This window comes from Hydrogenophaga sp. FG152, from assembly GCF_057809615.1.
Genome location: NZ_JBMDKH010000006.1, coordinates 17,229 through 41,096, shown reverse-complemented (window position 1 = coordinate 41,096; position 23,868 = coordinate 17,229). Strand labels below are relative to the sequence as shown.

Annotated in this window: 29 protein-coding genes; 20 read left to right on the top strand and 9 right to left on the bottom strand. The window is 64.8% G+C overall.

Annotation, left to right across the window (positions count from 1 at the left end):
* Position 1 precedes the first annotated feature (1 nt).
* Genes truB through ACODTB_RS08890 form a run of 4 tightly spaced genes read left to right on the top strand, consistent with a single transcriptional unit; the run spans position 2 to position 5,005 of the window.
* Entirely contained in the window at positions 2–997 is a 996-nt protein-coding gene (gene truB, locus ACODTB_RS08905) for a tRNA pseudouridine(55) synthase TruB (RefSeq protein ID WP_488929254.1), read from the top strand.
* Entirely contained in the window at positions 994–2,820 is a 1,827-nt protein-coding gene (gene typA / locus ACODTB_RS08900) for a translational GTPase TypA (protein ID WP_291115690.1), read from the top strand. Before truB ends, typA begins: the two co-directional genes overlap by 4 nt.
* Before the next feature lie 54 nt (positions 2,821–2,874).
* Positions 2,875–3,882, top strand: coding sequence for a DMT family transporter (locus ACODTB_RS08895; RefSeq protein WP_291115687.1), 1,008 nt, complete (start codon positions 2,875–2,877; stop codon positions 3,880–3,882).
* Between the two features lie 22 nt (positions 3,883–3,904).
* Complete coding sequence (locus ACODTB_RS08890) at positions 3,905–5,005, top strand: enoyl-CoA hydratase/isomerase family protein (RefSeq protein WP_291115684.1); 1,101 nt, start codon at positions 3,905–3,907, stop codon at positions 5,003–5,005.
* Between the two features lie 6 nt (positions 5,006–5,011).
* On the opposite strand, the gene ACODTB_RS08885 is transcribed toward ACODTB_RS08890, so the two are convergent.
* From ACODTB_RS08885 to smpB, 4 genes are all read right to left on the bottom strand, one after another.
* On the bottom strand, positions 5,012–5,827 hold the full coding sequence (locus tag ACODTB_RS08885; protein ID WP_291115682.1) for an anti-sigma factor family protein: 816 nt from the start codon (positions 5,825–5,827) through the stop codon (positions 5,012–5,014).
* Positions 5,828–5,847: 20 nt separating this feature from the next.
* Entirely contained in the window at positions 5,848–6,381 is a 534-nt protein-coding gene (locus tag ACODTB_RS08880) for a sigma-70 family RNA polymerase sigma factor (protein WP_291115679.1), read from the bottom strand.
* 39 nt (positions 6,382–6,420) lie between these two features.
* A complete protein-coding gene (locus tag ACODTB_RS08875) occupies positions 6,421–6,798 on the bottom strand; it encodes a COG4315 family predicted lipoprotein (protein ID WP_291115676.1) in 378 nt (125 codons plus the stop codon).
* A gap of 93 nt (positions 6,799–6,891) precedes the next feature.
* Positions 6,892–7,386 carry an SsrA-binding protein SmpB gene (smpB, locus tag ACODTB_RS08870; protein ID WP_291115673.1) on the bottom strand — a complete coding sequence of 165 codons (495 nt, stop codon included), beginning with the start codon at positions 7,384–7,386 and terminating at the stop codon, positions 6,892–6,894.
* A gap of 48 nt (positions 7,387–7,434) precedes the next feature.
* Here smpB and ACODTB_RS08865 point away from each other — a divergent pair, with 48 nt between their 5' ends.
* The gene (locus ACODTB_RS08865) at positions 7,435–7,881 is read left to right on the top strand and encodes a type II toxin-antitoxin system RatA family toxin (protein WP_291115670.1); all 447 of its coding nucleotides are present in this window, start codon (positions 7,435–7,437) and stop codon (positions 7,879–7,881) included.
* Positions 7,882–7,891: 10 nt separating this feature from the next.
* Positions 7,892–8,221, top strand: coding sequence for an RnfH family protein (locus ACODTB_RS08860; RefSeq protein WP_291115667.1), 330 nt, complete (start codon positions 7,892–7,894; stop codon positions 8,219–8,221).
* Here the strand turns inward: ACODTB_RS08860 and ACODTB_RS08855 are convergent.
* Entirely contained in the window at positions 8,215–8,787 is a 573-nt protein-coding gene (locus ACODTB_RS08855) for a DUF4124 domain-containing protein (RefSeq protein WP_291115664.1), read from the bottom strand. The two genes, ACODTB_RS08860 and ACODTB_RS08855, sit on opposite strands and share 7 nt — an antisense overlap.
* A gap of 172 nt (positions 8,788–8,959) precedes the next feature.
* Between ACODTB_RS08855 and guaB the strand changes: the two genes are divergently transcribed.
* The 3 genes from guaB to ACODTB_RS08840 all read left to right on the top strand — a co-directional run bounded on the left by guaB (position 8,960) and on the right by ACODTB_RS08840 (position 13,710).
* A complete protein-coding gene (gene guaB, locus ACODTB_RS08850; RefSeq protein ID WP_291115661.1) occupies positions 8,960–10,429 on the top strand; it encodes an IMP dehydrogenase in 1,470 nt (489 codons plus the stop codon).
* Positions 10,430–10,583: 154 nt separating this feature from the next.
* Positions 10,584–12,200, top strand: coding sequence for a glutamine-hydrolyzing GMP synthase (gene guaA / locus ACODTB_RS08845; RefSeq protein WP_488929253.1), 1,617 nt, complete (start codon positions 10,584–10,586; stop codon positions 12,198–12,200).
* Positions 12,201–12,507: 307 nt separating this feature from the next.
* Positions 12,508–13,710 carry a tyrosine-type recombinase/integrase gene (locus tag ACODTB_RS08840; RefSeq protein ID WP_166226515.1) on the top strand — a complete coding sequence of 401 codons (1,203 nt, stop codon included), beginning with the start codon at positions 12,508–12,510 and terminating at the stop codon, positions 13,708–13,710.
* Positions 13,711–13,799: 89 nt separating this feature from the next.
* Here the strand turns inward: ACODTB_RS08840 and ACODTB_RS08835 are convergent, their stop codons facing one another.
* Positions 13,800–14,045, bottom strand: coding sequence for a helix-turn-helix transcriptional regulator (locus ACODTB_RS08835; RefSeq protein ID WP_015649464.1), 246 nt, complete (start codon positions 14,043–14,045; stop codon positions 13,800–13,802).
* A gap of 79 nt (positions 14,046–14,124) precedes the next feature.
* Positions 14,125–15,105 carry a LuxR family transcriptional regulator gene (locus ACODTB_RS08830; protein WP_240936558.1) on the bottom strand — a complete coding sequence of 327 codons (981 nt, stop codon included), beginning with the start codon at positions 15,103–15,105 and terminating at the stop codon, positions 14,125–14,127.
* 91 nt (positions 15,106–15,196) lie between these two features.
* Between ACODTB_RS08830 and ACODTB_RS08825 the strand changes: the two genes are divergently transcribed.
* The 10 genes from ACODTB_RS08825 to ACODTB_RS08780 all read left to right on the top strand — a co-directional run bounded on the left by ACODTB_RS08825 (position 15,197) and on the right by ACODTB_RS08780 (position 22,353).
* A complete protein-coding gene (locus ACODTB_RS08825) occupies positions 15,197–15,430 on the top strand; it encodes an SPRY domain-containing protein (RefSeq protein WP_033996783.1) in 234 nt (77 codons plus the stop codon).
* 3 nt (positions 15,431–15,433) lie between these two features.
* Positions 15,434–16,309 (top strand): helicase RepA family protein, encoded by an 876-nt coding sequence (locus ACODTB_RS08820; protein ID WP_166226519.1) that lies wholly within the window; start codon positions 15,434–15,436, stop codon positions 16,307–16,309.
* Positions 16,299–17,168: a replication protein C, IncQ-type gene (repC, locus tag ACODTB_RS08815; RefSeq protein WP_166226522.1), complete on the top strand. Its 870-nt coding sequence runs from the start codon at positions 16,299–16,301 to the stop codon at positions 17,166–17,168. The genes ACODTB_RS08820 and repC overlap by 11 nt, the downstream gene beginning before the upstream one ends.
* A 716-nt stretch (positions 17,169–17,884) precedes the next feature.
* Positions 17,885–18,163, top strand: a complete 279-nt coding sequence (locus ACODTB_RS08810) for a TraK family protein (protein WP_047350570.1) — start codon at positions 17,885–17,887, stop codon at positions 18,161–18,163.
* Between the two features lie 319 nt (positions 18,164–18,482).
* Positions 18,483–18,854 (top strand): conjugal transfer transcriptional regulator TraJ, encoded by a 372-nt coding sequence (traJ, locus tag ACODTB_RS08805; RefSeq protein WP_166226524.1) that lies wholly within the window; start codon positions 18,483–18,485, stop codon positions 18,852–18,854.
* 265 nt (positions 18,855–19,119) lie between these two features.
* A complete protein-coding gene (gene trbJ / locus ACODTB_RS08800; RefSeq protein WP_033996778.1) occupies positions 19,120–19,905 on the top strand; it encodes a P-type conjugative transfer protein TrbJ in 786 nt (261 codons plus the stop codon).
* A gap of 15 nt (positions 19,906–19,920) precedes the next feature.
* Positions 19,921–20,190 carry an entry exclusion lipoprotein TrbK gene (gene trbK / locus ACODTB_RS08795; protein WP_026437069.1) on the top strand — a complete coding sequence of 90 codons (270 nt, stop codon included), beginning with the start codon at positions 19,921–19,923 and terminating at the stop codon, positions 20,188–20,190.
* Positions 20,187–21,785 carry a P-type conjugative transfer protein TrbL gene (gene trbL, locus ACODTB_RS08790; RefSeq protein WP_166226526.1) on the top strand — a complete coding sequence of 533 codons (1,599 nt, stop codon included), beginning with the start codon at positions 20,187–20,189 and terminating at the stop codon, positions 21,783–21,785. The genes trbK and trbL overlap by 4 nt, the downstream gene beginning before the upstream one ends.
* 2 nt (positions 21,786–21,787) lie before the next feature.
* On the top strand, positions 21,788–22,060 hold the full coding sequence (locus ACODTB_RS08785; protein ID WP_210768845.1) for a hypothetical protein: 273 nt from the start codon (positions 21,788–21,790) through the stop codon (positions 22,058–22,060).
* Between the two features lie 62 nt (positions 22,061–22,122).
* Entirely contained in the window at positions 22,123–22,353 is a 231-nt protein-coding gene (locus ACODTB_RS08780; RefSeq protein WP_010378963.1) for a type I toxin-antitoxin system ptaRNA1 family toxin, read from the top strand.
* A gap of 243 nt (positions 22,354–22,596) precedes the next feature.
* Here ACODTB_RS08780 and ACODTB_RS08775 read toward each other — a convergent pair whose 3' ends face one another.
* Both ACODTB_RS08775 and ACODTB_RS08770 read right to left on the bottom strand, forming a co-directional pair.
* Positions 22,597–22,956, bottom strand: a complete 360-nt coding sequence (locus tag ACODTB_RS08775; protein ID WP_047350575.1) for a helix-turn-helix domain-containing protein — start codon at positions 22,954–22,956, stop codon at positions 22,597–22,599.
* Positions 22,953–23,321 (bottom strand): helix-turn-helix domain-containing protein, encoded by a 369-nt coding sequence (locus ACODTB_RS08770; RefSeq protein WP_166226528.1) that lies wholly within the window; start codon positions 23,319–23,321, stop codon positions 22,953–22,955. The genes ACODTB_RS08775 and ACODTB_RS08770 overlap by 4 nt, the downstream gene beginning before the upstream one ends.
* A 329-nt stretch (positions 23,322–23,650) precedes the next feature.
* On the opposite strand from ACODTB_RS08770, the gene mads1 reads away from it, so the two are divergent.
* Entirely contained in the window at positions 23,651–23,851 is a 201-nt protein-coding gene (mads1, locus tag ACODTB_RS08765) for a methylation-associated defense system helix-turn-helix domain-containing protein MAD1 (RefSeq protein ID WP_010378957.1), read from the top strand.
* The last annotated feature ends 17 nt before the right edge of the window (positions 23,852–23,868 follow it).

Below are 23,868 nucleotides of genomic sequence, written 5' to 3'. Positions count from 1 at the left end.
CATGCACGCGCCACGCACACGGGTGCAGCGGCGCCCTGTGCATGGGGTGCTGCTGCTCGACAAACCGCTGGGTCTCTCCAGCAACCAGGCTTTGCAGAAGGCCAAGTGGTTGCTGCGCGCGGAAAAAGCGGGCCACACCGGCACACTCGACCCGCTGGCCAGCGGGGTGCTGCCGCTGTGTTTCGGCGCCGCCACCAAATTCAGCCAGATCCACCTGGACGCGGACAAGACCTACGAGACCACCGTGCGCCTGGGCGTGAAGACCCGCACCGGCGATGCCGAGGGCGACGTCATCGAGTCGCGCCCCGTGACCTGCACGGCGGGGCAGGTGGTCGAGGTGCTCGACCGCTTCACCGGCCCCATTGCCCAGGTGCCGCCCATGCACAGCGCCTTGAAGAAGGACGGCAAGGCGCTCTACGAATACGCGCGGGACGGCGAGACGGTGGAGCGCGAAGCGCGCCACGTCGTCATCCACGATCTGGAGCTGCTGGACATGCAGCTGCAGGGCGAGGCCCCGCAACTGCGCCTGCGGGTGCGCTGCAGCAAGGGCACCTACATCCGCACCTTGGGTGAAGACATTGGCGAAGCCCTGGGTTGCGGCGGCCACCTCATCGCGCTGCGGCGCACCGCCACCGGCCCATTCGACGTCTCGCAATGCATCGCACTGGATGCGCTGGAAGCCTTGGGCGAAGAGGACCGGCTGGCGCGGCTGCTGCCGGTGCAGTCCCTGCTGGTAGGTCATGACCCTGTCACGCTCGGCGCCGACGATGCCGGGCGCTTTCTCAGCGGCGTGCGCCGCCGGGGCGGCTGGGCTGACAGCGCCCGCGTGGCGGTCTTCGGTCCCTTGCCCCACACGACTTCCGACCCATTCTCCCTCCCATCTTCCGTGCTGCTGGGCAGTGCCCACACCCAGGCCGGGGAGTTGATCCCGGGGCGACTGCTGAGCCCCTCCGAAATACAGCAAATCCTGGAAACCTCACCGGAACTCACATCATGAGCAAACAAATCCGCAACATCGCCATCATTGCCCACGTTGACCATGGCAAGACCACCATGGTGGACCAACTGCTGCGCCAGTCAGGCACCTTCGCCGAGCACGAGAAGGTGGTCGACACGGTGATGGACAACAACGCCATCGAGCGCGAGCGCGGCATCACCATCCTGGCCAAGAACTGCGCGGTGAGCTGGGAAGGCACGCACATCAACATCGTCGACACCCCCGGCCACGCGGACTTCGGTGGTGAGGTGGAGCGCGCCCTGTCCATGGTGGACGGTGTGGTGCTGCTGATCGACGCGCAGGAAGGCCCGATGCCGCAGACGCGCTTCGTGACCAAGAAGGCGCTGGCCCTGGGCCTCAAGCCCATCGTGGTGGTCAACAAGGTGGACAAGCCGGGCGCCAATCCCGACAAGGTGATCAACGCCGCCTTCGACCTGTTCGACAAGCTGGGCGCCAACGACGAGCAGCTCGACTTCCCCGTGGTCTACGCCTCGGGCATCAACGGCTGGACCTCGCTGGTCGAGGGCGCGCCCGGCGAGCAGTGGGGCCCGGACATGTCGGCCCTGTTCAACACCGTGCTCAAGCATGTGCCGTCGCAGAAGGGTGACCCGAGCGCACCGCTGCAGCTGCAGATTTCCGCACTCGACTTCTCGACCTTCGTGGGCCGCATCGGCGTGGGCCGCGTCAGCGCCGGCATCGTCAAGCCCGGCATGGACGTGGCGGTGATGGAAGGCCCGGATGGCAAGACCATCAAGGGCCGCGTCAACCAGGTGCTGACCTTCCAGGGTCTGGACCGCGTGCAGGTGACCGAAGCCGGCCCGGGCGACATCGTGCTGATCAACGGCATTGCCGACATCGGCATCGGCGTGACCATCACCGACCCGCTCAACCCGGCGCCGCTGCCCATGCTCAAGATCGACGAGCCGACGCTGACCATGAACTTCTGCGTCAACACCAGCCCGCTGGCCGGCCGCGAAGGCAAGTACGTGACCAGCCGCCAGGTCTGGGACCGCCTGCAAAAGGAACTGCAAAGCAACGTCGCGTTGCGCGTCAGGGAAACCAGCGAAGACGGCATTTTCGAGGTGATGGGCCGGGGCGAACTGCACCTGACCATCCTGCTGGAGAACATGCGCCGCGAAGGCTACGAACTGGCCGTGTCCAAGCCGCGCGTGGTGTTCCGCGAGATCAACGGCGAGCGCCACGAGCCCATCGAAATGGTGACGGCCGACATCGAAGAGCAGCACCAGGGCGGCGTGATGCAGGCCCTGGGCGAGCGCAAGGGCGAGCTGGTGAACATGGAGCCCGATGGCCGCGGCCGCGTGCGCCTGGAGTACCGCATCCCGGCCCGTGGCCTGATTGGTTTCACCAACGAGTTCCTGAACCTGACGCGCGGCTCGGGCCTGATCGCCAACATCTTCGACGGCTACGAGCCGCACAAGGGCGACATCGCCAGCCGCAAGAACGGCGTGCTGATCTCCATGGACGACGGCGAAATCTTCACCTACGCGCTGGGCAAGCTGGACGACCGCGGCCGCATGTTCGTGCGCGCTGGCGACCCGGTGTACGAAGGCATGATCGTCGGCATCCACAACCGCGACAACGACCTGGTGGTGAACGCCACGCGCACCAAGCAGCTGACCAACTTCCGCGTCAGCGGCAAGGAAGATGCGATCAAGATCACGCCGCCCATCGAGTGCACGCTGGAGTATGGCGTGGAGTTCATCGAGGACGACGAGCTGGTGGAGATCACGCCCAAGAGCATCCGCCTGCGCAAGCGCCACCTGAAGGAGCACGACCGCAAGCGCGCCAGCCGCGAAGGCTGATCGCTCCGCACAGGCCGTTGTCTCCCGGGACGCGGCCTTTTTTACGAACAGACCATGCCCTTTCGTGCCCTCAGTCGCCTGACGCACACCCAGGCGGTGTTCATGATGATCGTGGTGACCCTGATGTGGTCGATCGCGGGGGTGGTCTCGCGCCAGCTCGAGTCGGCGGCGCGCTTCGAGGTCACGTTCTGGCGCAGCGCTTTCACCGCGCTTTCACTGCTGGTGATCCTGCCCTGGTGGCGCGCCGCCGACCGCGCGGCGGGGCAGATCGCCGACGACCCCGGGCAGGGAATGCTCGAGCGCCATTGGGGCGTGCTGGCGCGCTCGAAGGCGTTCTGGATCTCGGGCGTCTGCTGGAGCGTGATGTTCACCGCCTTCATGCTGGCGCTGACCTTCACCACCGTGGCCAACGTGCTCATCATCATGTCGGTGGGCCCGCTGTTCACCGCGCTGGTGGCGCGCGCGGTGCTCGGCCAGCGGCTCGCGCTGCGCACCTGGCTGGCCATCGTGGCGGCCGGCGCGGGCATCGTGTACATGTACGGCAGCCAGTTCCTGCAGGCCTTCAGCGACCCCGCCACACAGACCGGTGGCCTGGTGGCCGGCTCGCTGGCGGCACTGTGCGTGCCGGTGGCCGCTGCCATCAACTGGACCGTGGTGCAACGCGGCCAGACCCATGGCGAAAAGATCGACCTCGTGCCCTCGGTGCTGCTGGGCGGCCTCCTGTCCTCGCTGGCGACGCTGCCTCTGGCGTTGCCGTTCGAGGCCACGGGCACCGACGTGGCCTGGCTGGCCCTGCTCGGCCTGGTGCAGCTGGCCATTCCCTGCGCGCTGGCCGTCGTGTGCGCCCGTTCGCTCAAGGCGCCCGAGGTCTCGCTGCTGGCGCTGCTGGAGGTGATCTTCGGCATCCTGCTGGCCTGGGCCGGCGCGGGCGAAGTGCCCGGCCCCGAGGTGTTGACCGGCGGCTCGCTGGTCATCGGTGCCCTGGTGCTCAACGAATTGCTGGGCTGGCGCTCGCGCGTCGGCACCCCCCGCATCCAGACCGTGGACAGACAGCCACATTGATCGACAGAACGGAAGAACGAAGATGACCTCGCTGACACCCGAAACCCATGTCGTTGCCGAAATCCGCGGGCGCGTGGGCTGCATCACGCTGAACCGGCCCAAGGCCCTCAACGCGCTGTCGCTCGACATGATCCGGCGCATCACGCAGGCGCTGAAGGACTGGCAGAACGACGACGCCGTGCTCGCGGTGGTGGTGCGGGGCGTCAACAAGGAAGGACCGTTCGGCGCCTTCTGCGCCGGCGGCGATATCCGCTTCTTCCACCAGGCGGCCCTGGCCGGCGACGCGGCGCTGGAGGACTTCTTCACCGAGGAATACGCGCTCAACCACCTGATCCACACCTACTCCAAGCCGTACATCGCGCTGATGGACGGCATCGTGATGGGAGGCGGCATGGGCATCAGCCAGGGGGCGAGCCTGCGCATCATCACCGAGCGCAGCATGCTGGCCATGCCCGAGACCAACATCGGCCTGTTCCCCGACGTGGGTGGCGGTTACTTCCTGAGCCGCTGCTCCGGCCGGCTGGGCGAGTACCTCGCCCTGACGGGCCATGTGCTGAAGGGTCGCGAGGCCATCAACGGGGGCCTGGCCGACGGTTTCATCGACTCGGGACGCCTGCCCGGTCTGTGGGCCTCGCTCGAACGCACGCCGTTCGAGAACGGCGACTCGGTGGAGCGCTGGTGCGTGAGCCATCTGAGCACCACCCTGGCACCGATGACGTGGCCGAAGAAGGAGCTGGACCGGATCTTCGACCTGCCTGATGTGCTGCAGATCATGGCCGCGCTCGAAACCTCCGACAACACGTGGTGCCAACAGACCGCTGTCACGCTGCGCCAGCGTTCGCCGCTGATGCTGCATGTGGTGCTCGAGCAGATCCGCCGCGCGCGCGGCATGGGCCTGGCCGACGACCTGCGCATGGAGCGCGACATGGTGCACCGCTGCTTCCACCTGCGCCCCGGCTCGGCCAGCGAAACGGTGGAGGGCATCCGCGCCCTGGCGGTGGACAAGGACCATGCGCCCCGATGGAATCCGGCTCGCCTCGAAGACGTGACGCCTGCGCAGGTCGCGGCCTTCTTCGAGAGCCCCTGGGCGGCGGACGCGCACCCGCTGCGGCATCTGCGCTGACGGTGCCTAGAGCTGCTGGTACACGGCCTGGGCCAGGGCCATGAGCGCGTCCCGGCTCAGCGGGCCGCTCAGCGCGTAGCCGAAGCCCTGGTCGACCCAGTAGAAGCCCGGTACCGGGCCGTCCTGCGCGAAACGGAAGGCGGTTTCCTCGCCGGTCTCGGCGGGCACCGTGGTGAGGTCCAGCGCACCGAGGTACAAGGTAATGCGCACGCCCTGGGCATTCTGGAACATGAACTGCGCGCGCGCACCCACGTCGCCCGGCAGCAGGCGGCCACCGACGAGTTCGTAGCCCAAGGCATCGAGGCGCGGCACCTTGAGCGCTTTGCCGGTGCGGCGCGACAGCCATTGCACCAGGTGCTCCTGATCCGCCGCCCCCACTTCAACCGGGTGCCGCTTCTCGGGGGAGTACACCGCGTGGGCGACCGATGCATCACGCGCGAAGGCGGGCAGGGTGGCCAAGGGGGCAGAACCTGGCGCGGGCCCGCCCGGCCATTCGTGGTTCGACAAACGGCCGACGCCGAAGGCCAGCACGATGCCGGCCGCCATGCCGCCCCAGCGCCACCAGCCGGACACGCGGGCCTGCGCATCGCTCGCGCGGTGCGCGGCTTCCCGCATGCCGGGCGGCACGGGTGCCTGCAGCAGGCCGGCATGCAACTGGCGGATGGCGTCGCGCTGGGTTTGCCAGTGGGCCAGGCGCTCGCGGCCGTGTGGATCGCCCTGCAGCCGCTGCAACAGGGCGTCCCGCTCGGCACCTTGCACCTCGCCATCGAGCAGGCGATTGATCTCGGCGTCGGTCAGCGGCTGGGTGAGGGGCGTGTCCATGGTCGGTCTTGCGGGCGGTGCTATTTCAGCCGCCTCAGGTGGGGAGGAGCGTAGGCATCGGGCGGTTCGCTCTGGGCCGCCGCGTTCATCAGCGCCTGCAGGCGGGTGCGGGCGCGCGAGAGCCGCGACATGACGGTGCCGATCGGGCTCCCGGTGATGCGGGCCACCTGCTCGTAGCTCATGTCCTCCAGGCTCACCAGCAGCAACACCACGCGCTGTTCTTCGGGCAGGCGCAACAGGCAGCGCTGCAGGTCCATGGCCAGGTCCTGCGCGGCGTCGGGCGCCACCAGCTCGGCCGCCACATCGTCCGGGTCCACCGGCAGGCCACTGCCCTCGCGACGTTGCGCCCGGCGCAGGTCGCTGACGTGCAGGTTGTGCATGAGCGTGAAAAGCCAGGCCCGCAGATCCGTGCCGACCGTCCAGAGCCGCCACCTGGCGCAGGCCCGCTCCAGCGTGTCCTGCACCAGGTCATCGGCCGCCCAGGGGTCGCCGGTGAGCGCGCGCGCGTAGCGGCGCAGACCGGGAATCTGGTCGATCAGCTCGGCGCGTCTCATGTCTCGGCGCGGCAATGGCCGTGGTGGGCTGTGGGAGGCTCAGGGCTTGGCCACGCGCCAGACGTTGTTGAAGCCGTCGCCGGTCTTGTCGCCGGGCTTGGTGTCCTTGGCCCAGTAGTACAGCGGCTTGCCCTTCAGGGCCCACTGCTTCTGGCCGTCGTCGCGCGTGATGACGGTGTAGTCGCCGTTGCCTTTGTCGTTTCCACCGGCCATCAGCGGCGGCCAGTTGGTGGCGCAGGGCCCGTTGCAGACCGACTTGCCGCTGCCCGCCACGTCGCGGTCGAAGGTGTAGAGGGTCATGCGGTTGGGGCCGACCAGCACGCCATCGCTGGCCATGGCAGGGGCCGGGGCGGACGACATCGAGGCGCAGCCACCCAGCAGGGCTGTTGCCAGGGTCAGGGGAATCAGGAATTTCATGGCGTTCTCCGTTGAAGGTATGGGCAGACAGGCTCTGCACAGGGATGAACGCCGGCTGTGGCGGGTTTATTCCCGCCCCAGGGGAAAAAAACCTCAGCGGCTGCGCGACTTCATCGCGCGCTCGACCTCGCGCTTGCCTTCGCGGTCCTTGATGGTGTCGCGTTTGTCGTGTTCGGCCTTGCCCCTGCCCAGTGCGATCTCGCATTTCACCTTGCCGGTCTTCCAGTGCAGGTTCAACGGCACCAGGGCATAGCCCTTCTGTTCGACCTTGCCGACCAGGCGGCGGATCTGCTCCTTGTGCAGCAGCAGCTTCTTGGTCCGCACCGAGTCCGGGCTCACGTGGGATGAGGCGGTGTGCAGCGGGTTGATCTGGCAGCCGATGAGGAACATCTCGCCCTCGCGGATCACCACATAACCGTCGGTGAGCTGCACCTTGCCTTCGCGCAAGGCCTTGACCTCCCAGCCTTCCAGCACCATGCCCGCTTCAAAGCGTTCTTCGATCGCGTAGTTGAAGAGCGCCTTGCGGTTCTCGGCGATGCGGCTGTCAACGCCTTTGGTGGAAGATTCTTTGCTGCTTTTGGTGGACATGAAGCGGAAGGTGCGGCCATTTCAGGCCAATACAATGAGTTGGATTGTATGAAAACCATTCACAAGTCCGTTTTGCTCTGGCACAGCGCACACGAAATGTTCGCGCTGGTCACCGACATCGAGCGTTACCCCCAGTTCCTGCCCTGGTGCGATCAGGGCCAGGTGCTGGAAACAAACGAAGCGGGCATGGTGGCCCGCGTGGGCATCGCCATCAGCGGCCTGCATCAGAGCTTCACCACCCGCAACACGCACGAGGTCGACCGCAAGGTGCACATGGAGCTGGTGGACGGGCCGTTCTCGCAGCTCGATGGCGTGTGGGAGTTCACCCCCTTGGGGGACGGCAGCCAGCGAGCCTGCAAGGTCGATTTCAAGCTGAGCTACGGCTTCGCCAGTTCGGCCCTGGCGGCCCTGGTCGGCCCGGTGTTCGACAAGATCGCCGGCAGCCTGGTGGACGCTTTCGTGAAGCGGGCCGATCAGGTGTACGGCGCGGACTGATCACGATCCCATGAAGATCACACTGATTCACGCTCCGTCGCCCCGCGAGGTGGTGGAAGAGGTGCTCGACGTGCCCGAGGGTTGCACGCTGCGCCAGGCACTCGATCAGGCGGCTTGGCTGCTGCGCTTTCCCGACATTGAGGCCGAACCGCTGGCGCTCGGCATCTGGGGGCGCAAGGCCGGTTGGGACCGGGTGTTGCGCGAGGGTGACCGGGTGGAGGTGGTTCGTGGGTTGCGCGTGGACCCGAAGGTGGCGCGCCGCGAACGCTTCATGGGGCAGGGCGCACGCTCCACGGGGCTGTTCGCCCGCCGGCGCCCGGGGTCGAAGGCCGGTTACTGAGGGCCGGCCTTGGGCATCGGCCCGCAGTTGCTGCGCATCACGTCATCCAGCCGCTTGGCCTCGGCGGTGCGGGCCTTGTCGTCCATGACCTCGCGCTCGCCCTTGGCATTGGTGGTGGCCAGGCGCACGCCGGAATCCAGCGTGGCCTTGGCCTGCTTGGCGCGGTTGCAGCTCTCGGTGCGCGCCTGCGCGACGCGCTGCTCCTCGGCCTTCAGGCGAGCGGCCTCGGTTTGTTCGGCCTGTTTCTTCTTGGCTTCGAGTTCCTTGTCGACCGTGGGCAGCTGAGGGGCTGCCGCCTGAGGCGCCGCACCCGCGGGGGACGCTGCTCCGGTCTCGGTGTTGGCGGGAGCGGCCGCTGCCGGCGCGGGCATCGGGGCGCTGCCGCCGCCGGGGCGCTTGAGGATGTTCTTGTCGGGCACGCTGGCGGGGGGTGCGGTGTCGCTGAACACCTTGCGATCACCTTCCTTCCAGACCCATTGCGCGGAGGCGGTCGAGCAGACCAGCAGCAGGAATCCCGCCGCCAGAGGCGCTCGCCAGGACGGCTTCGAAGGGCGTTTTTGAGGCATTGGCGGAGTTTAGCGGCGGGCCCCTGCGCGCATGGTGGCATCTGCGGTTTTATCGGCCACAAGCCGCAGGAGCGGTAGCTTTTCGAGCCTGAGCGGTACCCGGGGTGGGGCGGGGTGTGCGGGTTTGCCCGAAGGTCGGCCGGCTACAATCGACGCTTTTGGAGCTTTACCCATGCGCCTCCTCGGCAAAGCGCTCACCTTCGACGACGTGTTGCTGGTGCCAGCGTACTCCCAGGTCCTGCCCAAGGACGCCTCGCTTGCCACCCAGTTCTCCCGCAACATCCAGCTGAATCTGCCCCTGGTCTCCGCGGCCATGGACACCGTCACCGAGGCCCGTCTGGCGATCGCGATCGCCCAGGAAGGCGGCATCGGCATCGTGCACAAGAACCTCACGGCGCAGGAACAGGCGGCCCACGTGGCCAAGGTCAAGCGCTACGAGTCGGGCGTGCTGCGCGACCCGGTGGTGATTTCTCCTCAGACCACCATCCGCCAGGTCATGAAGCTCTCGGACGACCTGGGCGTCTCCGGCTTCCCGGTGGTCGACGCCGGCAAGGTGGTGGGCATCGTCACCGGCCGCGACCTGCGCTTCGAGACGCGCTACGACCTGCCGGTGAGCGAGATCATGACGCCGCGCGAGCGCCTGGTCACCATGCCCGACGGCACCACACCCGCCGAGGCCAAGAAGCTGCTCAACAAGCACAAGCTGGAACGCCTGCTGCTGGTGAACGACGCCTTCGAGCTCAAGGGCCTGATCACGGTGAAGGACATCACCAAGCAGCTCAACTTCCCCAATGCCGCGCGCGACGCCGCCGGCCGCCTGCGCGTGGGCGCGGCAGTGGGCGTGGGTGAGGGCACCGAGGAACGGGTGGAAGCGCTGGTCAAGGCCGGTGTGGACGCCATCGTGGTCGACACCGCCCACGGCCACAGCAAGGGCGTGCTCGACCGCGTGCGCTGGGTCAAGCAGAACTACCCGCAGATCGACGTGATCGGCGGCAACATCGCCACCGGCGCGGCCGCCCTGGCTCTGGTGGAAGCCGGCGCCGACGCGGTCAAGGTCGGCATCGGCCCGGGCTCGATCTGCACCACCCGCATCGTGGCTGGCGTGGGCGTGCCGCAGATCATGGCGATCGACAACGTGGCCACCGCATTGCGGGGCACCGGCGTGCCGATGATCGCCGACGGCGGCATCCGCTACAGCGGTGACATCGCCAAGGCCATCGCGGCCGGCGCCAACACTGTGATGATGGGCGGCATGTTCGCCGGCACCGAAGAGGCGCCGGGCGAGATCGTGCTGTACCAGGGCCGAAGCTACAAGAGCTACCGTGGCATGGGCTCGATCGGTGCCATGCAGCAGGGCAGCGCCGACCGCTACTTCCAGGAAAGCAGCACCGGCAACCCCAATGCCGACAAGCTGGTGCCCGAGGGCATCGAAGGCCGGGTGCCTTACAAGGGCTCGGTGGTGTCCATCATCTTCCAGATGGCCGGCGGCCTGCGCGCGGCCATGGGCTACTGCGGTTGCCCGAGCATCGAGGACATGCGCGACAAGGCCGAGTTCGTCGAGATCACCTCGGCCGGCATCCGCGAAAGCCACGTGCACGACGTGCAGATCACCAAGGAAGCCCCGAACTACCGGGCTGAATGAGACCCCCCGCGCCGCCTGCGGCGTCACCCCCGAGGGGCGGCACCAGCGGCCCGGCAAAGCCGGTTCCGCGGTGCCCCTGGATGGGGGGGCCGCTCGCCCAACGGGTCGTCCTTCGTGACGACCCTTGTTTTTTTCAGAAGTCCACCGTCACGCCATGCAGCACCAGAAAATCCTCATCCTCGATTTCGGTTCCCAGGTCACCCAGCTGATCGCCCGCCGCGTGCGCGAAGCCCATGTGTACTGCGAAGTGCATCCCTGCGATGTCAGCAGCGAGTGGGTGCGCGAGTTCGCCGCCGACGGGCAGCTCAAGGGCGTGATCCTCTCCGGCAGCCACGCCAGCGTGTACGAGGTGGACGACAAGGCGCCTGAAGCGGTGTACGAACTCGGCATTCCGGTTCTGGGCATCTGCTACGGCATGCAGACCATGGCGCAGCAGCTGGGCGGCAAGGTGGAAGGCTCGCACACGCGCGAATTCGGCTACGCCGAGGTGCGCGCCCGGGGTCACACGGCGCTGCTCAAGAACATCGCCGACTTCACCACCCCCGAAGGCCACGGCATGCTCAAGGTGTGGATGAGCCACGGCGACAAGGTCACCGAGCTGCCCCCGGGCTTCAAGCTCATGGCCAGCACCCCGAGTTGCCCGATCGCCGGCATGGCCGACGAGGAGCGCCGCTTCTACGCCGTGCAGTTCCACCCCGAGGTCACGCACACCGTGCAGGGCCGGGCGCTGCTGGAGCGCTTCGTGCTCGAGATCTGCGGCACCAATCCCGACTGGGTGATGCGCGACCACATCGCCGAGGCGGTCGAGAAGATCCGCCAGCAGGTGGGCGATGAAGAGGTCATCCTGGGCCTGTCCGGCGGGGTCGATTCCTCCGTGGCGGCCGCCCTGATCCACCGCGCCATCGGCGACCAGCTCACCTGCGTCTTCGTCGACCACGGCCTGCTGCGCCTGAACGAAGGCGACATGGTGATGGACATGTTCGTTGGCAAGCTGCACGCCAAGGTGATCCGCGTGGACGCCGCCGACCAGTTCCTCGGCCACCTCGCCGGCGTGAGCGATCCGGAAGCCAAGCGCAAGATCATCGGCCGCGAATTCGTCGAGGTCTTCAAGGCCGAAGCCGCCAAACTCATTTCAAGTGGTGCTTCAACAAAAGGCGCCAAGTGGTTGGCACAAGGCACTATTTACCCGGATGTGATCGAGTCCGGCGGCGCCAAGAGCAAGAAGGCCGTGACCATCAAGAGCCACCACAACGTCGGTGGCCTGCCCGAGCAACTGGGCCTGAAACTGCTCGAACCCCTGCGCGACCTGTTCAAGGACGAGGTGCGTGAACTGGGCGTGGCGCTGGGTCTTCCGCACGACATGGTCTACCGCCACCCCTTCCCGGGGCCGGGCCTGGGTGTGCGCATCCTGGGCGAGGTCAAGAAGGACTACGCCGACCTGCTGCGCCGCGCCGACGCCATCTTCATCGAGGAACTGCGCTCCACCGTCGACCCGCACAGCGGCAAGACGTGGTACGAGCTCACCAGCCAGGCCTTCACCGTGTTCCTGCCGGTCAAGAGCGTGGGGGTGATGGGCGATGGCCGCACCTACGACTACGTGGTGGCGCTGCGCGCGGTGCAGACCAGCGACTTCATGACCGCCGACTGGGCCGAGCTGCCCTACGCGCTGCTCAAGAAGGTCAGCGGCCGCATCATCAACGAGGTGCGCGGCATCAACCGCGTGACCTACGACGTGAGCTCCAAACCGCCAGCGACCATCGAGTGGGAGTGATTTGGCGTCTGGCATCGGCTGGCACCGAGTAGCACGAAAACACACCTAAGCCCGCGTCACTGCGGGCTTTTTTGTGATTTCTTCCGGCACTGGCTGGCAATCTTTGGTATCGCCAAGCACCGTTTTTTCATGGCATGATGAATGGCATTGAATGCTTCGATGCCATGAGATGCCGCCGATGCCATGTAACCGCCTTTCTGGTGATCATGGTATTGATATAGCGTAGTGCAATGATTTCATTGTGTTTTTACGCCAAGGTGGGGTTGGTTCCAGATCATGGTATTTAAGCCGAATCAGGGCGAGAACCATGCTGACCGATACCAAGCTGCGTAACCTCAAGCCGAGGGACAAGCTCTACAAGGAAAATGACCGTGACGGCCTCTATGTGGCCGTCACGCCCGCTGGGGCGATCTCGTTCCGCTACAACTACTCGATCCACGGTCGGCAGGAGACCATCACCTTCGGCCGCTATGGCGTCGGCGGCATCACCCTTGCGGAAGCCCGCGAGCGGTTGGGAGAGGCTAAGAAGATGATCGCAGCCGGGAAGTCGCCGGCCAAAGAGAAGGCTCGGGACAAGGCCCGCGTCAAGGATGCGGAGACGTTCGGGGCGTGGGCGGAAAAGTGGCTGCGCGGCTACCAAATGGCTGACTCCACCCGCGACATGCGCCGTTCAGTCTACGAGCGCGAGCTGAAGCCGAAATTCGGCAATCAGAAACTGGGAGAGATCACCCACGAGGACTTGCGGGCGCTGACCGATGCCATCGTGGAGCGCGGTGCACCGGCGACCGCAGTGCATGCTCGCGAGGTGATGTTGCAGGTCTTTCGCTGGGCCATCGAGCGCGGCCAGAAGGTCGAGAACCCGGCAGAGCTGGTGCGGCCGACGACTATCGCCAAGTTCGAGCCGCGCGACCGTGCGCTGACGCCCGACGAGATCGGTCTGATGTATCAGTACATGGAGCGCATCGGCACAACGCCATCCATTCGGGCTGCCGCCAAGTTGTTGCTGCTGACGATGGTGCGCAAGAGCGAGCTGACCAACGCGACCTGGAGCGAGATCAACTTCAGCGAGGCGCTTTGGACCATCCCGAAGGAGCGGATGAAGCGACGCAATCCGCACCTGGTGTTCCTGTCCCGGCAGGCGTTGGACATCTTCATTGCCCTCAAGACCTTTGCCGGCGGATCGGACTACGTGTTGCCGTCGCGGTACGACTCGGACTTGCCCATGAGCAGCGCCACGCTCAACCAGGTGCTGACGCTGACGTATCGGCTGGCGCAGAAGGAAGGGAAGTCGCTCGCCAAGTTCGGGCCACATGACTTGCGGCGCACGGCCAGCACGTTGTTGCATGAGGCCGGCTACAACACGGACTGGATTGAGAAGTGCCTTGCGCACGAGCAGCGAGGCGTCAGGGCCGTCTACAACAAGGCCGAGTACCGCGAGCAGCGGACGGCGATGTTGCAAGACTGGGCGGACATGATCGACGAATGGACACTGAAGCGGCCGAAGGCGTAAGCCAGAAGATTACAGTTCGCTCGCCTGCCCGAACATCGAGGCATGGCCCCGGGTTTCATTGACACTTGAGGGGCGTAGCGTTTTAGCCGCTAAAAAGTGGCTGCTGCGACCGACGGGGTGAAGCCGGGACGCATGGCCTGAGTGCCCGATGCCTTGCGCGCCTCGATCCATTCCTCGACCTCGGCCAAGTCCCAGGCGACGTTTCGGCTGGTGAGCGCAATGCGACGCGGAAACTCCCCCCGCTGCTCCATATTGAAAATCGTGCGCTCAGACAGCGGGATCATCGCCAGTAGCTTCTTGCGGTTGATGAGCGTCTTACTTGTCGTTGTCTGCATCCCTTGGCCTCTTTCAGTCACTTGCGAACATGTGCCTGATGGTGCCTGTGAATGCGGATTGTTTCGTCCTATTAGTTGGTCAATTTGGTTGACGCCGCGAGCGCGACTTTGAACTCAAGTGGAACATCGCAGGGATCGACGTCAGTGCCTTCGATACGGCTTGGCGTTCTATACCTAGCTTTCGCGCAATCTCCGACTGGTTGAGTCCAGACCGCTGGAGCATCAGCATCTGCTTTTTGCGATCCGATAGCTTTGAGTCCACCATCAGCCGTGCTTGATTGCGCAGCTCTGCCTTGTCCGCCGGCTGTAAGGTCTGGCCTGCGACATAGTGGAAGAAGTAGCTGTCAACCAGTTGATCGCCCGATTTCACTTGGGCAGTGGCCGGCTTCGCGCATTGCTGGTTGAGTCTCGCCAGTTCGAGGTCGAATTGCGCGAGGGATCGCCTTGCTTGTCTGTAGACAGGGTTCCATGCGCCGCTCGGCAATTTAGGCCGGTGATCCAGGCAATACAGGCTGCTTAGTCGAAGCCTTTCCTCTGGATCGTCCGCCTTCGGATCATCGCTCCCGCCGGCGAATGAGGTCAGCTCGGCGAGTGATCCGCAGAACCGGCAGAACCCCTGGAGGCGTTCGCCATTCAGTCGGGTGTCGCGCACCTTCGACTTCACCGGCCGTTTGCAGGCGCAGTCCCATACAAGCCCGATCAACGATTCGAGTGTTGCAACAAACCGCCGATCTCTTGGCGTCTGCCTATCCTCCGTTTTGATGAACTGGCGCAGCAACTGCCGCTGCATGCGAACCATCGCATCAAGTCCAATCAGTCGAATGATTCCGCTGAAGCTCACCCCTGTTCCTGCTCCGGGGATATGGCCCAAGTAGCGTTGTGGCAGCGTCGCCGTGTACGCAGCCACGGCGGGGTCAATAAGTTCCTGTAACAGCCCAACGATGGGGTAGCGCCGCGAGGAGGCGGAATACGGCCGCCAGCGATCCTCAAACTGCCCGATGGCTTCCGAGACAGTGGGATCGCAGCCTTCCCAGATGACAATGGTTGGATCGTTCTTCATGTCAACCATTTTGGACAACTAATAAGATGTAGGCAACCCCCAATAACGCCTAACCTTCGTAGCAATTCAGTTGATAACGGAGGTTTACGCAATGACGATAGAAGACACGCTACTGCAACGCTTCGGCCCGCTGCTGAGCATGGCACAGCTCGCCTCCGTCCTGGATCGATCACCGGATGGCCTGCGGGTCAGTTTGCGCACGACGAGCGAATGGGCGGGGCGAATCAACAAGGCTCGCTTGAAGATCGGTCGGCGCGTCTACTTTCGAACCTCGCAGATCGCCGAGGTGCTGAGCGACGAATCCCTGTACGGAACGGGGAACTGAGTCGTGGCGATTGACGTCCTGGCGGCGTTCGAGTGCGAACCGCCGGTGCTGGACTTCATATGGCCGGGCTTCCTCGCGGGAACCGTCGGCGCGCTCGTCGCCCCAGGGGCCACGGGCAAGAGCTTCTGGGCGCTGGAAGCGGCCATGAGCATCGCATGCAGCGTTGCCGGCGGCGACCTCGTGGGCCTGGCCCCCGCACACACCGGGCGCGTGGTCTATCTGGCCGGGGAAGACCCGCCGCCCGCGCTTGTCCGGCGCATTCACGCCATCGGCCAGCACCTTGGGCATACAGCCCGCCAAGCCATCGCCGAGAACCTCGTGCTTGAGCCGATCATGGGCAAGCGCCTGAACGTCATGGACGAGGCTCACTTGCGCCGCGTCATCGAGTACAGCGCCGGGGCGAGGCTGATCGTGCTGGACACCCTGAGCCGCATCCACGCCCTCGATGAGAACAGCAACGGCAACATGGCCCACCTCGTGGCCGTGCTGGAGCAGGTCGCGGCTACCACGGGCGCATCCGTGCTCTACCTGCACCACGTCAGCAAAGGAAGCGCCCGCGAAGGGCAGACCGACCAGCAGCAGGCCGCGCGTGGCGCGTCCGCGCTGATCGACAACGCCAGGTGGTGCGGTTACGTCGCCCGCATGACTGAGGACGAGGCGAAGCGCCTCAGCGACCGCGCCCATGACCGGCAGCCCATCGGCGATGAGCGGCGCGGCTTCTTCGTGCGTTTCGGCGTCAGCAAGCAGAACTACGACGCCACGCCGCTTGATCGCTGGTACATGCGGCACGCCGGCGGCGTGCTGGTGCCGGTGGAGCTGTATGAGGCCAGCAGGAATGAGGAAAGACGTAATAGTCGGAGGCGAGGCGATGGCTTTTGACCTCACCCATGCCAGGCACGACCCAATGCACTGCTTGGTCCCCGGCTTGTTCCGCAGTCTCAAGCGCGGTGAACGGAAGAAACTCAAGCTCGATGTGACGTATCACTACGCCGGGACTGAACAAGCGCGGTTCGTCGGTTTCGAGCCTCTTGGCGCTGATGACATGCGGCTGCTGCAAGGTCTTGTGGCTCTTGGAGGGCCGAAGGGCATCATCCTGACGCCAGAGCCAACAGCGGACTTGCCGAAGCAACTCCGTCTATTCCTTGAGCCGAAGTTCGACGCGGTGGGGCAGGATGCGCTGGTCGTGCGAGAGAGCATGACCCGCCTGCTAGGCGAAATCGGCTTGACCGATGGCGGTGACAACATCCGGGCGATCAAGGCGTGCTTGCTGCGCATGGCAAACGTGACGGTGGTGCTCACCAAGGGAAGCCGGCAAAGGTCTTTTCACCTGATGAGCTATGCCTTCGATGAGGATGACGGACGGCTGTTTGTCGCGTTGAATCCTCAGATTGCAGAGGCGATTCTTGGGCGGCGCCCATATACCCGCATCGAGATGGTCGAGGTGCGGGCGCTGCAAACCGACCCGGCCCGCCTGATTCACCAACGGCTATGCGGCTGGATCGACCCCGGCAAAGCCGGGCGCGTGGAACTCGATACCCTTGCTGGCTACGTCTGGCCGGACGAGGCGAACGCCGAGGCCATGAAGAAGCGCCGCCAGAAGGCCCGCAAGGCTCTGGCCGAGCTTGCCACCGTGGGATGGAAGGTCAGCGAGTATGCGGCAGGGAAGTGGGAAATTGGCAGGCCGAAGCCCGTAGTAACGTTCCCCAAGCTCCGTAGCAACGTTCCCCTTCACCCGTAGCAACGTTCCCCGCCTCAAACCGGAAAACAGAGCAACGGCGCGGGCTTGCGGCTAGTCCGCAAATTCCATCCATGATCTTCCAAGATCATCCACTAGGCGCGGCACTTGCCGCCGCCCTTTAGGGCGACGCCAAGTCCTTGCCGATGGTCGGCCTGCGGCCGAGTTGTACGCCAGAAGGGCGGTCAGCTCCGGCCGGTTCTTTTTAGCGGCTAAAACGCTGCGCCCCTCAAGTGTCAATAAGATGTTGTATGTTGTATGTTGTAGCGCGCTACAACATACAACAGTTCAATTCAATGCCCTGGCCACGTCATGAGATCGGCCTTTCTTTCGCGCGCTACGTCGAGCTGCAGCATCGTCATCTCCGGCGAGGCTGGCCATGTCCGGGCCATGGTCGACCATCGCCACGTCCGACGATGCACCGAGGGCCCCATCGCCAGTTCTGACGATGACGGCCGCCGGCGCTGGAGCTCGCATCGCCACTTCTGACGATGCGATCCTCTCTTTGACACTTGAGGGGCCGAGCGGCGGGGATCTCCCGGCCTACTCCCCTCTTGGCGTTCAATTTTCCGTGCTGAATGAGCTGCCATCCCTGTTTCGATGGGCGTGCCTGTGTCATCGGCTCTATGTCAACCATTTCGGCCAATTATTGGAATGTTGTGTAGGCCAGCACTCCGTAACCTTCGGAGTAGTTCAGTTGATAACGGAGGTTTACGGACATGGCGACGACAGAAAGCAGCTACCCCGAGGAGCTGGCCGCACGGCTGGCTCTTCAGCAGAAGACCTCGCAAACAAAGCGCAGGGACTACCTGGCCGCTTTCATGGCGGTGCGCTCGGACGTGAAGGAAGCGATGGAGGCCGGCTACGCGCTCAAGATCATCTGGGAGCACCTGCGCGAGGTCGGGCGCATCCCTTTCCGGTATGAGACGTTCCTGAAGTACGTTCGCCAGCACATCACCAATGCGCGGCCTAGCTCAATGGGGCAGGGTACGAAGTAAGCAAAGTTCCATGCTCAATCGCTGCAAGCGCATGGCTGAAACGCTGTTACCGGCCTCTTGGATCTCTGCAAGCACGCGGACATTGGCAATTTCCGTTGGTTTTCCCGCTGTTGGCGCGCTGTTGCGAAGCAACGGTGCGGTTACAGCGCGAAGTTCGATGAGTCATACGAGGCAAAAACAACGCCGTAAGGCGGGCAGGATGTGTGAAGTAGGCCCACCGGCAAGCCGGTTGTCCTTCTTCACTGTCCCTTATTCGCGCGGGGCGCTCAACGGGCATCCTGCTCTGCGAGGCTGCCGGCTACCGCCGGTTGGAGGACACATGGGTGACGAGAATCGAATCACCAGGAAGGGCAGCCCGCCGATCAAGGTGTACTGCCTTCCAGAAGAACGCGAACTGATTGAGGCGAACGCCAAGATGGCGGGGATCAGCGTGGCGCGCTATCTGCGCGACGTAGGCCAGGGCTACCAGGTCAAGGGAGTCATGGACTACCACTACGTACGCGAGCTGGCGCGGGTGAATGGCGACCTTGGCCGGCTGGGCGGATTGCTCAAGCTCTGGCTGACCGACGATCCGCGCACTGCCCGTTTCGGCGATGCAACGATTCTCGCCCTGTTGGCTCGGATCGAAGCTACTCAGGATGAAATGAGTCGGCTTATGAAATCGGTGGTGCAGCCGAGGGCCGACCGTTGAGAGTTTTAGCGGCTAAATTTCCGTGTGCCGGACGCGACACGAGGCACTTCCAGGCCGCCGGCCTGAGCGTTATCAACTCTCGGGAGGACGCATAAGGCCAGGGACACCCCGTAAGGGCCGAGAGCAGAATCACCGAAGCCCGGGCCTCAGTGCCAAGGGCGATACCGATTAGCTAGTGGCGTAGCTCTTCGATGAAACCTTGCCGTGGGCAAGCGCGAGCTTGGTCAAGGCATTGCCTTTCTTTCATCGAATGGAGATTGCGACCATGAAGCACGTCCGTTTTTTAGCGGCTAAAACCGCGCTCGCCGCCGCTCTGGCCGGCAGCATCATCGTCACCCCGGCGCAGGCCGGCATCCCCGTCATCGACGGCGGCAACCTGGTGCAGAACGTCATGACCGCCATTGAGTCGGTGGCGCAGACGCTCAAGCAGATCGAGCAGTACCAGACTCAATTGCAGCAGTACGAAAACATGCTGCAAAACACCATGGCTCCGGCCGCCTATATCTGGGACCAGGCGCAGTCCACCATCAATGGACTGATGGCCGCCACCGACACGCTGAACTACTACCGGAATCAGCTCGGCAGCATCGATGCGTACCTGGGCAAGTTCCAGGATGTGGCCTATTACCGTGGTTCGCCTTGCTTCTCGGCCGCTGGGTGCTCGGATGCCGAGCGCGCTGCGATGGAGCAAAACCGCAGCCTGGCGAGCGAGAGTCAGAAGAAGGCGAACGACGCGCTTTTCAAGGGCCTGGAGCAACAGCAGCGCAACCTTTCCGCCGATGCTCGCCAGCTCGAACGGCTCCAGTCCGCCGCGCAGGGCGCGACCGGGCAGATGCAGGCCATCGGCTACGCCAACCAGCTCGCCGCCAACCAGGCAAACCAGCTTCTGCAAATCCGTGGCCTGCTGATCGCACAGCAGAACGCCGCGACGGCCAGGATGCAGGCGCAGGCCGACCTAGAGGCGCAACAGCAGGCCGCCGGCGCGACTTCCCGGGAGTCCAGGATCGAGCGGACGGCCAACCCGAGAAACTGGCTCGAACTGACCCGCTGACGGAGGCCCTGCACCATGAAGAAAACGATGCTGCTTACCGGCCTCGTGGTGGTGCTGGTGGCTGGTTGCGACAACAAGCCGGCCATCCCGCCCATGCCCGAGGTCAATGACACCAATTGCCAGATCGAGGCGATCAAGAAGATCGAGGACAGGGCCACGCGCGAGAAATTCGCCGGGCTGTGCTCGCGCCGGTCGCCGGCCGCCGGCGGCATCGCGCCGACCGAGAAGCCCATGAACTGGCTCGAACTGGCCGACCCGAAAGACCAGAAGGAGGCGAAGCCATGAAAACACTGCACAAGGCGGCGCTGATCGGCGTCGCCCTCGCGCTTTACTCCACCGCCGCATCGGCCCAACTCACCAATCAGGGGATGCTTGACCAGGTGGTGACGGAGTTCGCCACGCGAGCCACGTCCTGGCAGACGGTGGTGATGAATGCCGCGATGTTCCTGTTCTGGACGCTGGGCACGATCTCGCTGGTTTTCACCTTCGGCTTCATGGCGCTGCGCAAGGCTGACATTGGCGAGTTCTTCGCCGAGTTCATCAGGTTCATCCTGTTCTTCGGCTTCTTCCTCTGGCTATTGCGCAACGGCCCGGCCTTCGCCAACTCGATCATCCAGTCACTGGCCCGGATCGGCGAGCAGGCGTCCGGGGTGGCGTCGGTGACACCCTCGGGCATTGTGGATATCGGCTTCATGATCTTGAAGCAGGCATTCAGGAACTCGTCGATCTGGTCGCCCGTGGATAGCTTCATCGGTGTGGCCTTGAGCGTCGGCATCCTGATCCTGCTGGCTGTTGTCGCCGTGAATATGTTGCTGCTGCTCGTATCAGGCTGGCTGCTGATGTACGCCGGAATCTTCTTCCTCGGCTTCGGTGGAAGCCGTTGGACTTCCGACATGGCGATCAACTACTACAAGACCGTGCTGGGCGTGGCCGCGCAGATCATGACGATGGTGCTCCTGGTCGGCATCGGGAACGACCTGCTTTCCAGCTTCTACGCCAGGATGAACACCGGCACCCTGAACTTTGAAGAGCTGGGCGTGATGCTGGTGTTCTGCGTGGCGTTGCTCATGCTGGTCAATCGTGTGCCCCCGCTTGTCGCCGGCATCATCACCGGCTCGGGGATCGGTGGCGCTGGCGGCATTGGCAACTTCGGTGCAGGTGCCGCCATCGGTGCGGCTATGGGCGCGTCGAGTATGGCCGCCGGAGCGGCCAGCGTGGCTGGCGCGGCCGTGATGGGCGGTGCGGCCTCGGCCGCCGGCGGCATGTCGGCGATTAGGGCGGCGTTCGAGAAAGCAGGGGCTAGCGCCGGTGGCGAATCGGGCGGAGTGCCCATGTTTGGTGGTGGTGCTGGCGGTGATTCCGATGCTGGACCGTTCGCGCAGGCGGCGGGCTTTGGTGGCGGCGGTTCCAGTGCCGGCACAAGTACGCCGCTCGGCCAGGCGGCTGGCTTTTACAGCTCTGGAAGCTCCAGCAATTCGGGCGGCAGCGGCGGCGAATCGAGGGGCGGCGACAAAGCCGGCTCCAGCTCGAAGGGTAGCGGCGATGTCGGCGGCTCGAAGGCCGGCGGCGGCAGCGACGCTGGCGGCCAAGCCGGCCGAGGTGCGGGAGGCCTTGTCGCTGCGACGGCTGCGAACCTGGTGCAAGGCATTGGCGACGTTGCGCAGGCCAAGGCGGCCAGCATCCGCGACGCCGCCGCCGAACGCATCGCCGACACCACCGGAGGGAAGATCGCCGCCGCAATCCGGGCGAGCAGCCAGACAGACCGGGCGGTCGACGATGTGCCCAGCTTCGGCGGCAACAGCCTGGCAGGGGCCGATTCGGCTGCTGCTGATCCTGATGATGAAGTGGTCGCGTTCGCCAACCGCGACAAGGAGGTATGACGATGACGCCGAGAGGATTTTTCGACTGCCTGGACGTTGCCGCTGCCGAGCAGCGCCAGGCGCAGGCGGTTGAGGTTGAGCCGGTCGACGATCAATCGACTGATGCAGACCCGGCGGCAGAAGTTGCGGCCTTTGTTGATCGACCTGCTCCGCCCGTCATTGAGGCCACCAAGCTGGCGGCCAGGTCGGGCGGCTACGCCAGCAGCTACGGCAGCAGCGCGAGAAGCACGCCGCTGGCCGAGGCCGCCGGCTTCTACGGCACCGGCAGCCGATAAGCGCGTCGGGCGGCGTGGGGCCGGCCGACACTTCCACAACCCACCTGTTAGAGAGGTGAATCATGGCAACCCTGAATCCTACCAATGCAACGCAGGCCGTTCATCATGCAGCCGTGCAACTCGCCGCGCTCGACTGGCTAGACCAGGACGCGGCGCGGCAGCTCGGGCCGCTCGCCGAGGCCGTGGCGAACGCTTTCATGGTCGTGTTTTACCAGGCCGAGACGGGCCAGGCGACACCTGCCGACTTTCGCGAGGCCCTGGACGCGGTGCGGCAGTCACTCGGCGCCGCGTAGGCACGCGCACCAGGAGCAGCAAGGGCGGCCATTGGCCGCCCTTGTCATTTCCGGGCCTGCATCGTCAAAGGTGACGATGTGCGCTGGCGTGCTCGAGCATCGCCAGATCGGACGATGACGGCCGCTCTGGCCTTCTCCCTTGGCGTGGATCGCATCGTCGCTTCTAGCGATGAGATCCAGCGCACCAGAACGGCGCACGTCGAGCTGCAGCACCGCCAGGAATGGCGATGCTGGCCAGCTCTCCTACTCGATGCCGTGCATGGCCTTCGCCCGCGCTGCGACGGCCTGTGCGTGTTCGATATAGGCCGGGTCGGCTGTGGCCTCGGCTTCGGCCAGGAAGGTGCTGATCGCCTCGGCCGAGGTCAGCGTCTCGGCCGGGTCGAAAGGCGTCAGCTCACGGCCAACGGCCGGCGCATCCACCCATTCGCGTTGTTCCGGCGGCAGTGGATACACGCCGGCGGCTTCGGCCTCGGCCAGCAGCTCGGCCAGGGTGTAGCGCACCTGGTCAGGCGTGACGGCGCGGGCGGGATCGGCCTTCAAGGCGTCATAGGCCGGGCCGACCTTCTCATGCAGCCAGTTTTCCAGGTTCTTCGAGCCTGTCATCGACTGGCCTCATCAAGCATGGATGCCAGGCGCTCCAGGTCATTGACCGATTGCGAGCGAAAGCGGCCGGTCAGCAGCTCGTGCAGCGCGGCCGGCGTCAATCCGAGAAGCGTAGCCGCTTGCTCGGTCGACAACTGTCGCGCCTTGATGGCCTCGCCGATCTTGGTGACGAGTCGGGTCTTGACCAGCATTTCGCCGGCGTCGGGATAGCCCAGGTCGGCATAGACGTTGGCGCTGCCGTGCTGAATGTTCGGGGTGTCGTCAGCGTTCAGGTCGGCCAGCAGCTCGGCGACTGTGGCGAACCGCCCCGAGACACGGCCGGCGCGGCTGTCTGCAATTGCTTCCTCGGTTTCCTTCCTGCCCATCGCACACCTCACGCTGATTTGCCTAGCCCGTCTCATCCAGATGAGGCCACAGAGAGCGCGGCTGTGAAGGCCAAAGAGTACTACGTTGCGTGTTTTCCCCGGAAGAAGACACGCCGACCACCTTCTTGGCGTAAACCATCTACGACCCGGTGGCTAAAGCACATGGCCTTGCCATCGAGCCGGTGCCGCGAGCCCGCCGCAACGCATGGCGCCGGCCGAATCCATGGCGTCGCGCACATGAGATTCGGGGTTCACTTGGGTGGATCAGATGGTAAACTTGGCCAAACTTTGGAAGACTTCGCCGCGCGACACCAAGCGAGCCGCCTGACATGAACCAACCTGATAGCGAAATTCTCACGCTGGATGAAGTGGCGGTCTACCTCAAGGCAGGGAAGAAGACCGTTTACCGGCTGGCCCAGCAGGGGGAGATACCGGGATTCAAGCTGGGCGGCACCTGGCGGTTTCGTCGCAGCGAGCTGGATCGCTGGATTGCCGCGCAGATAGCCGAGAAAACGCAGGACAAGACATGAGCGCCCCGAAAAACGAT

Bases quoted from the DNA above. Each gene is read 5' to 3' on its own strand.
- truB (WP_488929254.1), top strand. From the start codon at position 2: ATGCACGCGCCACGCACACGGGTGCAGCGGCGCCCTGTGCATGGGGTG.
- typA (WP_291115690.1), top strand. From the start codon at position 994: ATGAGCAAACAAATCCGCAACATCGCCATCATTGCCCACGTTGACCAT.
- ACODTB_RS08895 (WP_291115687.1), top strand. From the start codon at position 2,875: ATGCCCTTTCGTGCCCTCAGTCGCCTGACGCACACCCAGGCGGTGTTC.
- ACODTB_RS08890 (WP_291115684.1), top strand. From the start codon at position 3,905: ATGACCTCGCTGACACCCGAAACCCATGTCGTTGCCGAAATCCGCGGG.
- ACODTB_RS08885 (WP_291115682.1), bottom strand. From the start codon at position 5,827: ATGGACACGCCCCTCACCCAGCCGCTGACCGACGCCGAGATCAATCGC.
- ACODTB_RS08880 (WP_291115679.1), bottom strand. From the start codon at position 6,381: ATGAGACGCGCCGAGCTGATCGACCAGATTCCCGGTCTGCGCCGCTAC.
- ACODTB_RS08875 (WP_291115676.1), bottom strand. From the start codon at position 6,798: ATGAAATTCCTGATTCCCCTGACCCTGGCAACAGCCCTGCTGGGTGGC.
- smpB (WP_291115673.1), bottom strand. From the start codon at position 7,386: ATGTCCACCAAAAGCAGCAAAGAATCTTCCACCAAAGGCGTTGACAGC.
- ACODTB_RS08865 (WP_291115670.1), top strand. From the start codon at position 7,435: ATGAAAACCATTCACAAGTCCGTTTTGCTCTGGCACAGCGCACACGAA.
- ACODTB_RS08860 (WP_291115667.1), top strand. From the start codon at position 7,892: ATGAAGATCACACTGATTCACGCTCCGTCGCCCCGCGAGGTGGTGGAA.
- ACODTB_RS08855 (WP_291115664.1), bottom strand. From the start codon at position 8,787: ATGCCTCAAAAACGCCCTTCGAAGCCGTCCTGGCGAGCGCCTCTGGCG.
- guaB (WP_291115661.1), top strand. From the start codon at position 8,960: ATGCGCCTCCTCGGCAAAGCGCTCACCTTCGACGACGTGTTGCTGGTG.
- guaA (WP_488929253.1), top strand. From the start codon at position 10,584: ATGCAGCACCAGAAAATCCTCATCCTCGATTTCGGTTCCCAGGTCACC.
- ACODTB_RS08840 (WP_166226515.1), top strand. From the start codon at position 12,508: ATGCTGACCGATACCAAGCTGCGTAACCTCAAGCCGAGGGACAAGCTC.
- ACODTB_RS08835 (WP_015649464.1), bottom strand. From the start codon at position 14,045: ATGCAGACAACGACAAGTAAGACGCTCATCAACCGCAAGAAGCTACTG.
- ACODTB_RS08830 (WP_240936558.1), bottom strand. From the start codon at position 15,105: ATGAAGAACGATCCAACCATTGTCATCTGGGAAGGCTGCGATCCCACT.
- ACODTB_RS08825 (WP_033996783.1), top strand. From the start codon at position 15,197: ATGACGATAGAAGACACGCTACTGCAACGCTTCGGCCCGCTGCTGAGC.
- repC (WP_166226522.1), top strand. From the start codon at position 16,299: ATGGCTTTTGACCTCACCCATGCCAGGCACGACCCAATGCACTGCTTG.
- ACODTB_RS08810 (WP_047350570.1), top strand. From the start codon at position 17,885: ATGGCGACGACAGAAAGCAGCTACCCCGAGGAGCTGGCCGCACGGCTG.
- traJ (WP_166226524.1), top strand. From the start codon at position 18,483: ATGGGTGACGAGAATCGAATCACCAGGAAGGGCAGCCCGCCGATCAAG.
- trbJ (WP_033996778.1), top strand. From the start codon at position 19,120: ATGAAGCACGTCCGTTTTTTAGCGGCTAAAACCGCGCTCGCCGCCGCT.
- trbK (WP_026437069.1), top strand. From the start codon at position 19,921: ATGAAGAAAACGATGCTGCTTACCGGCCTCGTGGTGGTGCTGGTGGCT.
- trbL (WP_166226526.1), top strand. From the start codon at position 20,187: ATGAAAACACTGCACAAGGCGGCGCTGATCGGCGTCGCCCTCGCGCTT.
- ACODTB_RS08785 (WP_210768845.1), top strand. From the start codon at position 21,788: ATGACGCCGAGAGGATTTTTCGACTGCCTGGACGTTGCCGCTGCCGAG.
- ACODTB_RS08780 (WP_010378963.1), top strand. From the start codon at position 22,123: ATGGCAACCCTGAATCCTACCAATGCAACGCAGGCCGTTCATCATGCA.
- ACODTB_RS08775 (WP_047350575.1), bottom strand. From the start codon at position 22,956: ATGACAGGCTCGAAGAACCTGGAAAACTGGCTGCATGAGAAGGTCGGC.
- ACODTB_RS08770 (WP_166226528.1), bottom strand. From the start codon at position 23,321: ATGGGCAGGAAGGAAACCGAGGAAGCAATTGCAGACAGCCGCGCCGGC.
- mads1 (WP_010378957.1), top strand. From the start codon at position 23,651: ATGAACCAACCTGATAGCGAAATTCTCACGCTGGATGAAGTGGCGGTC.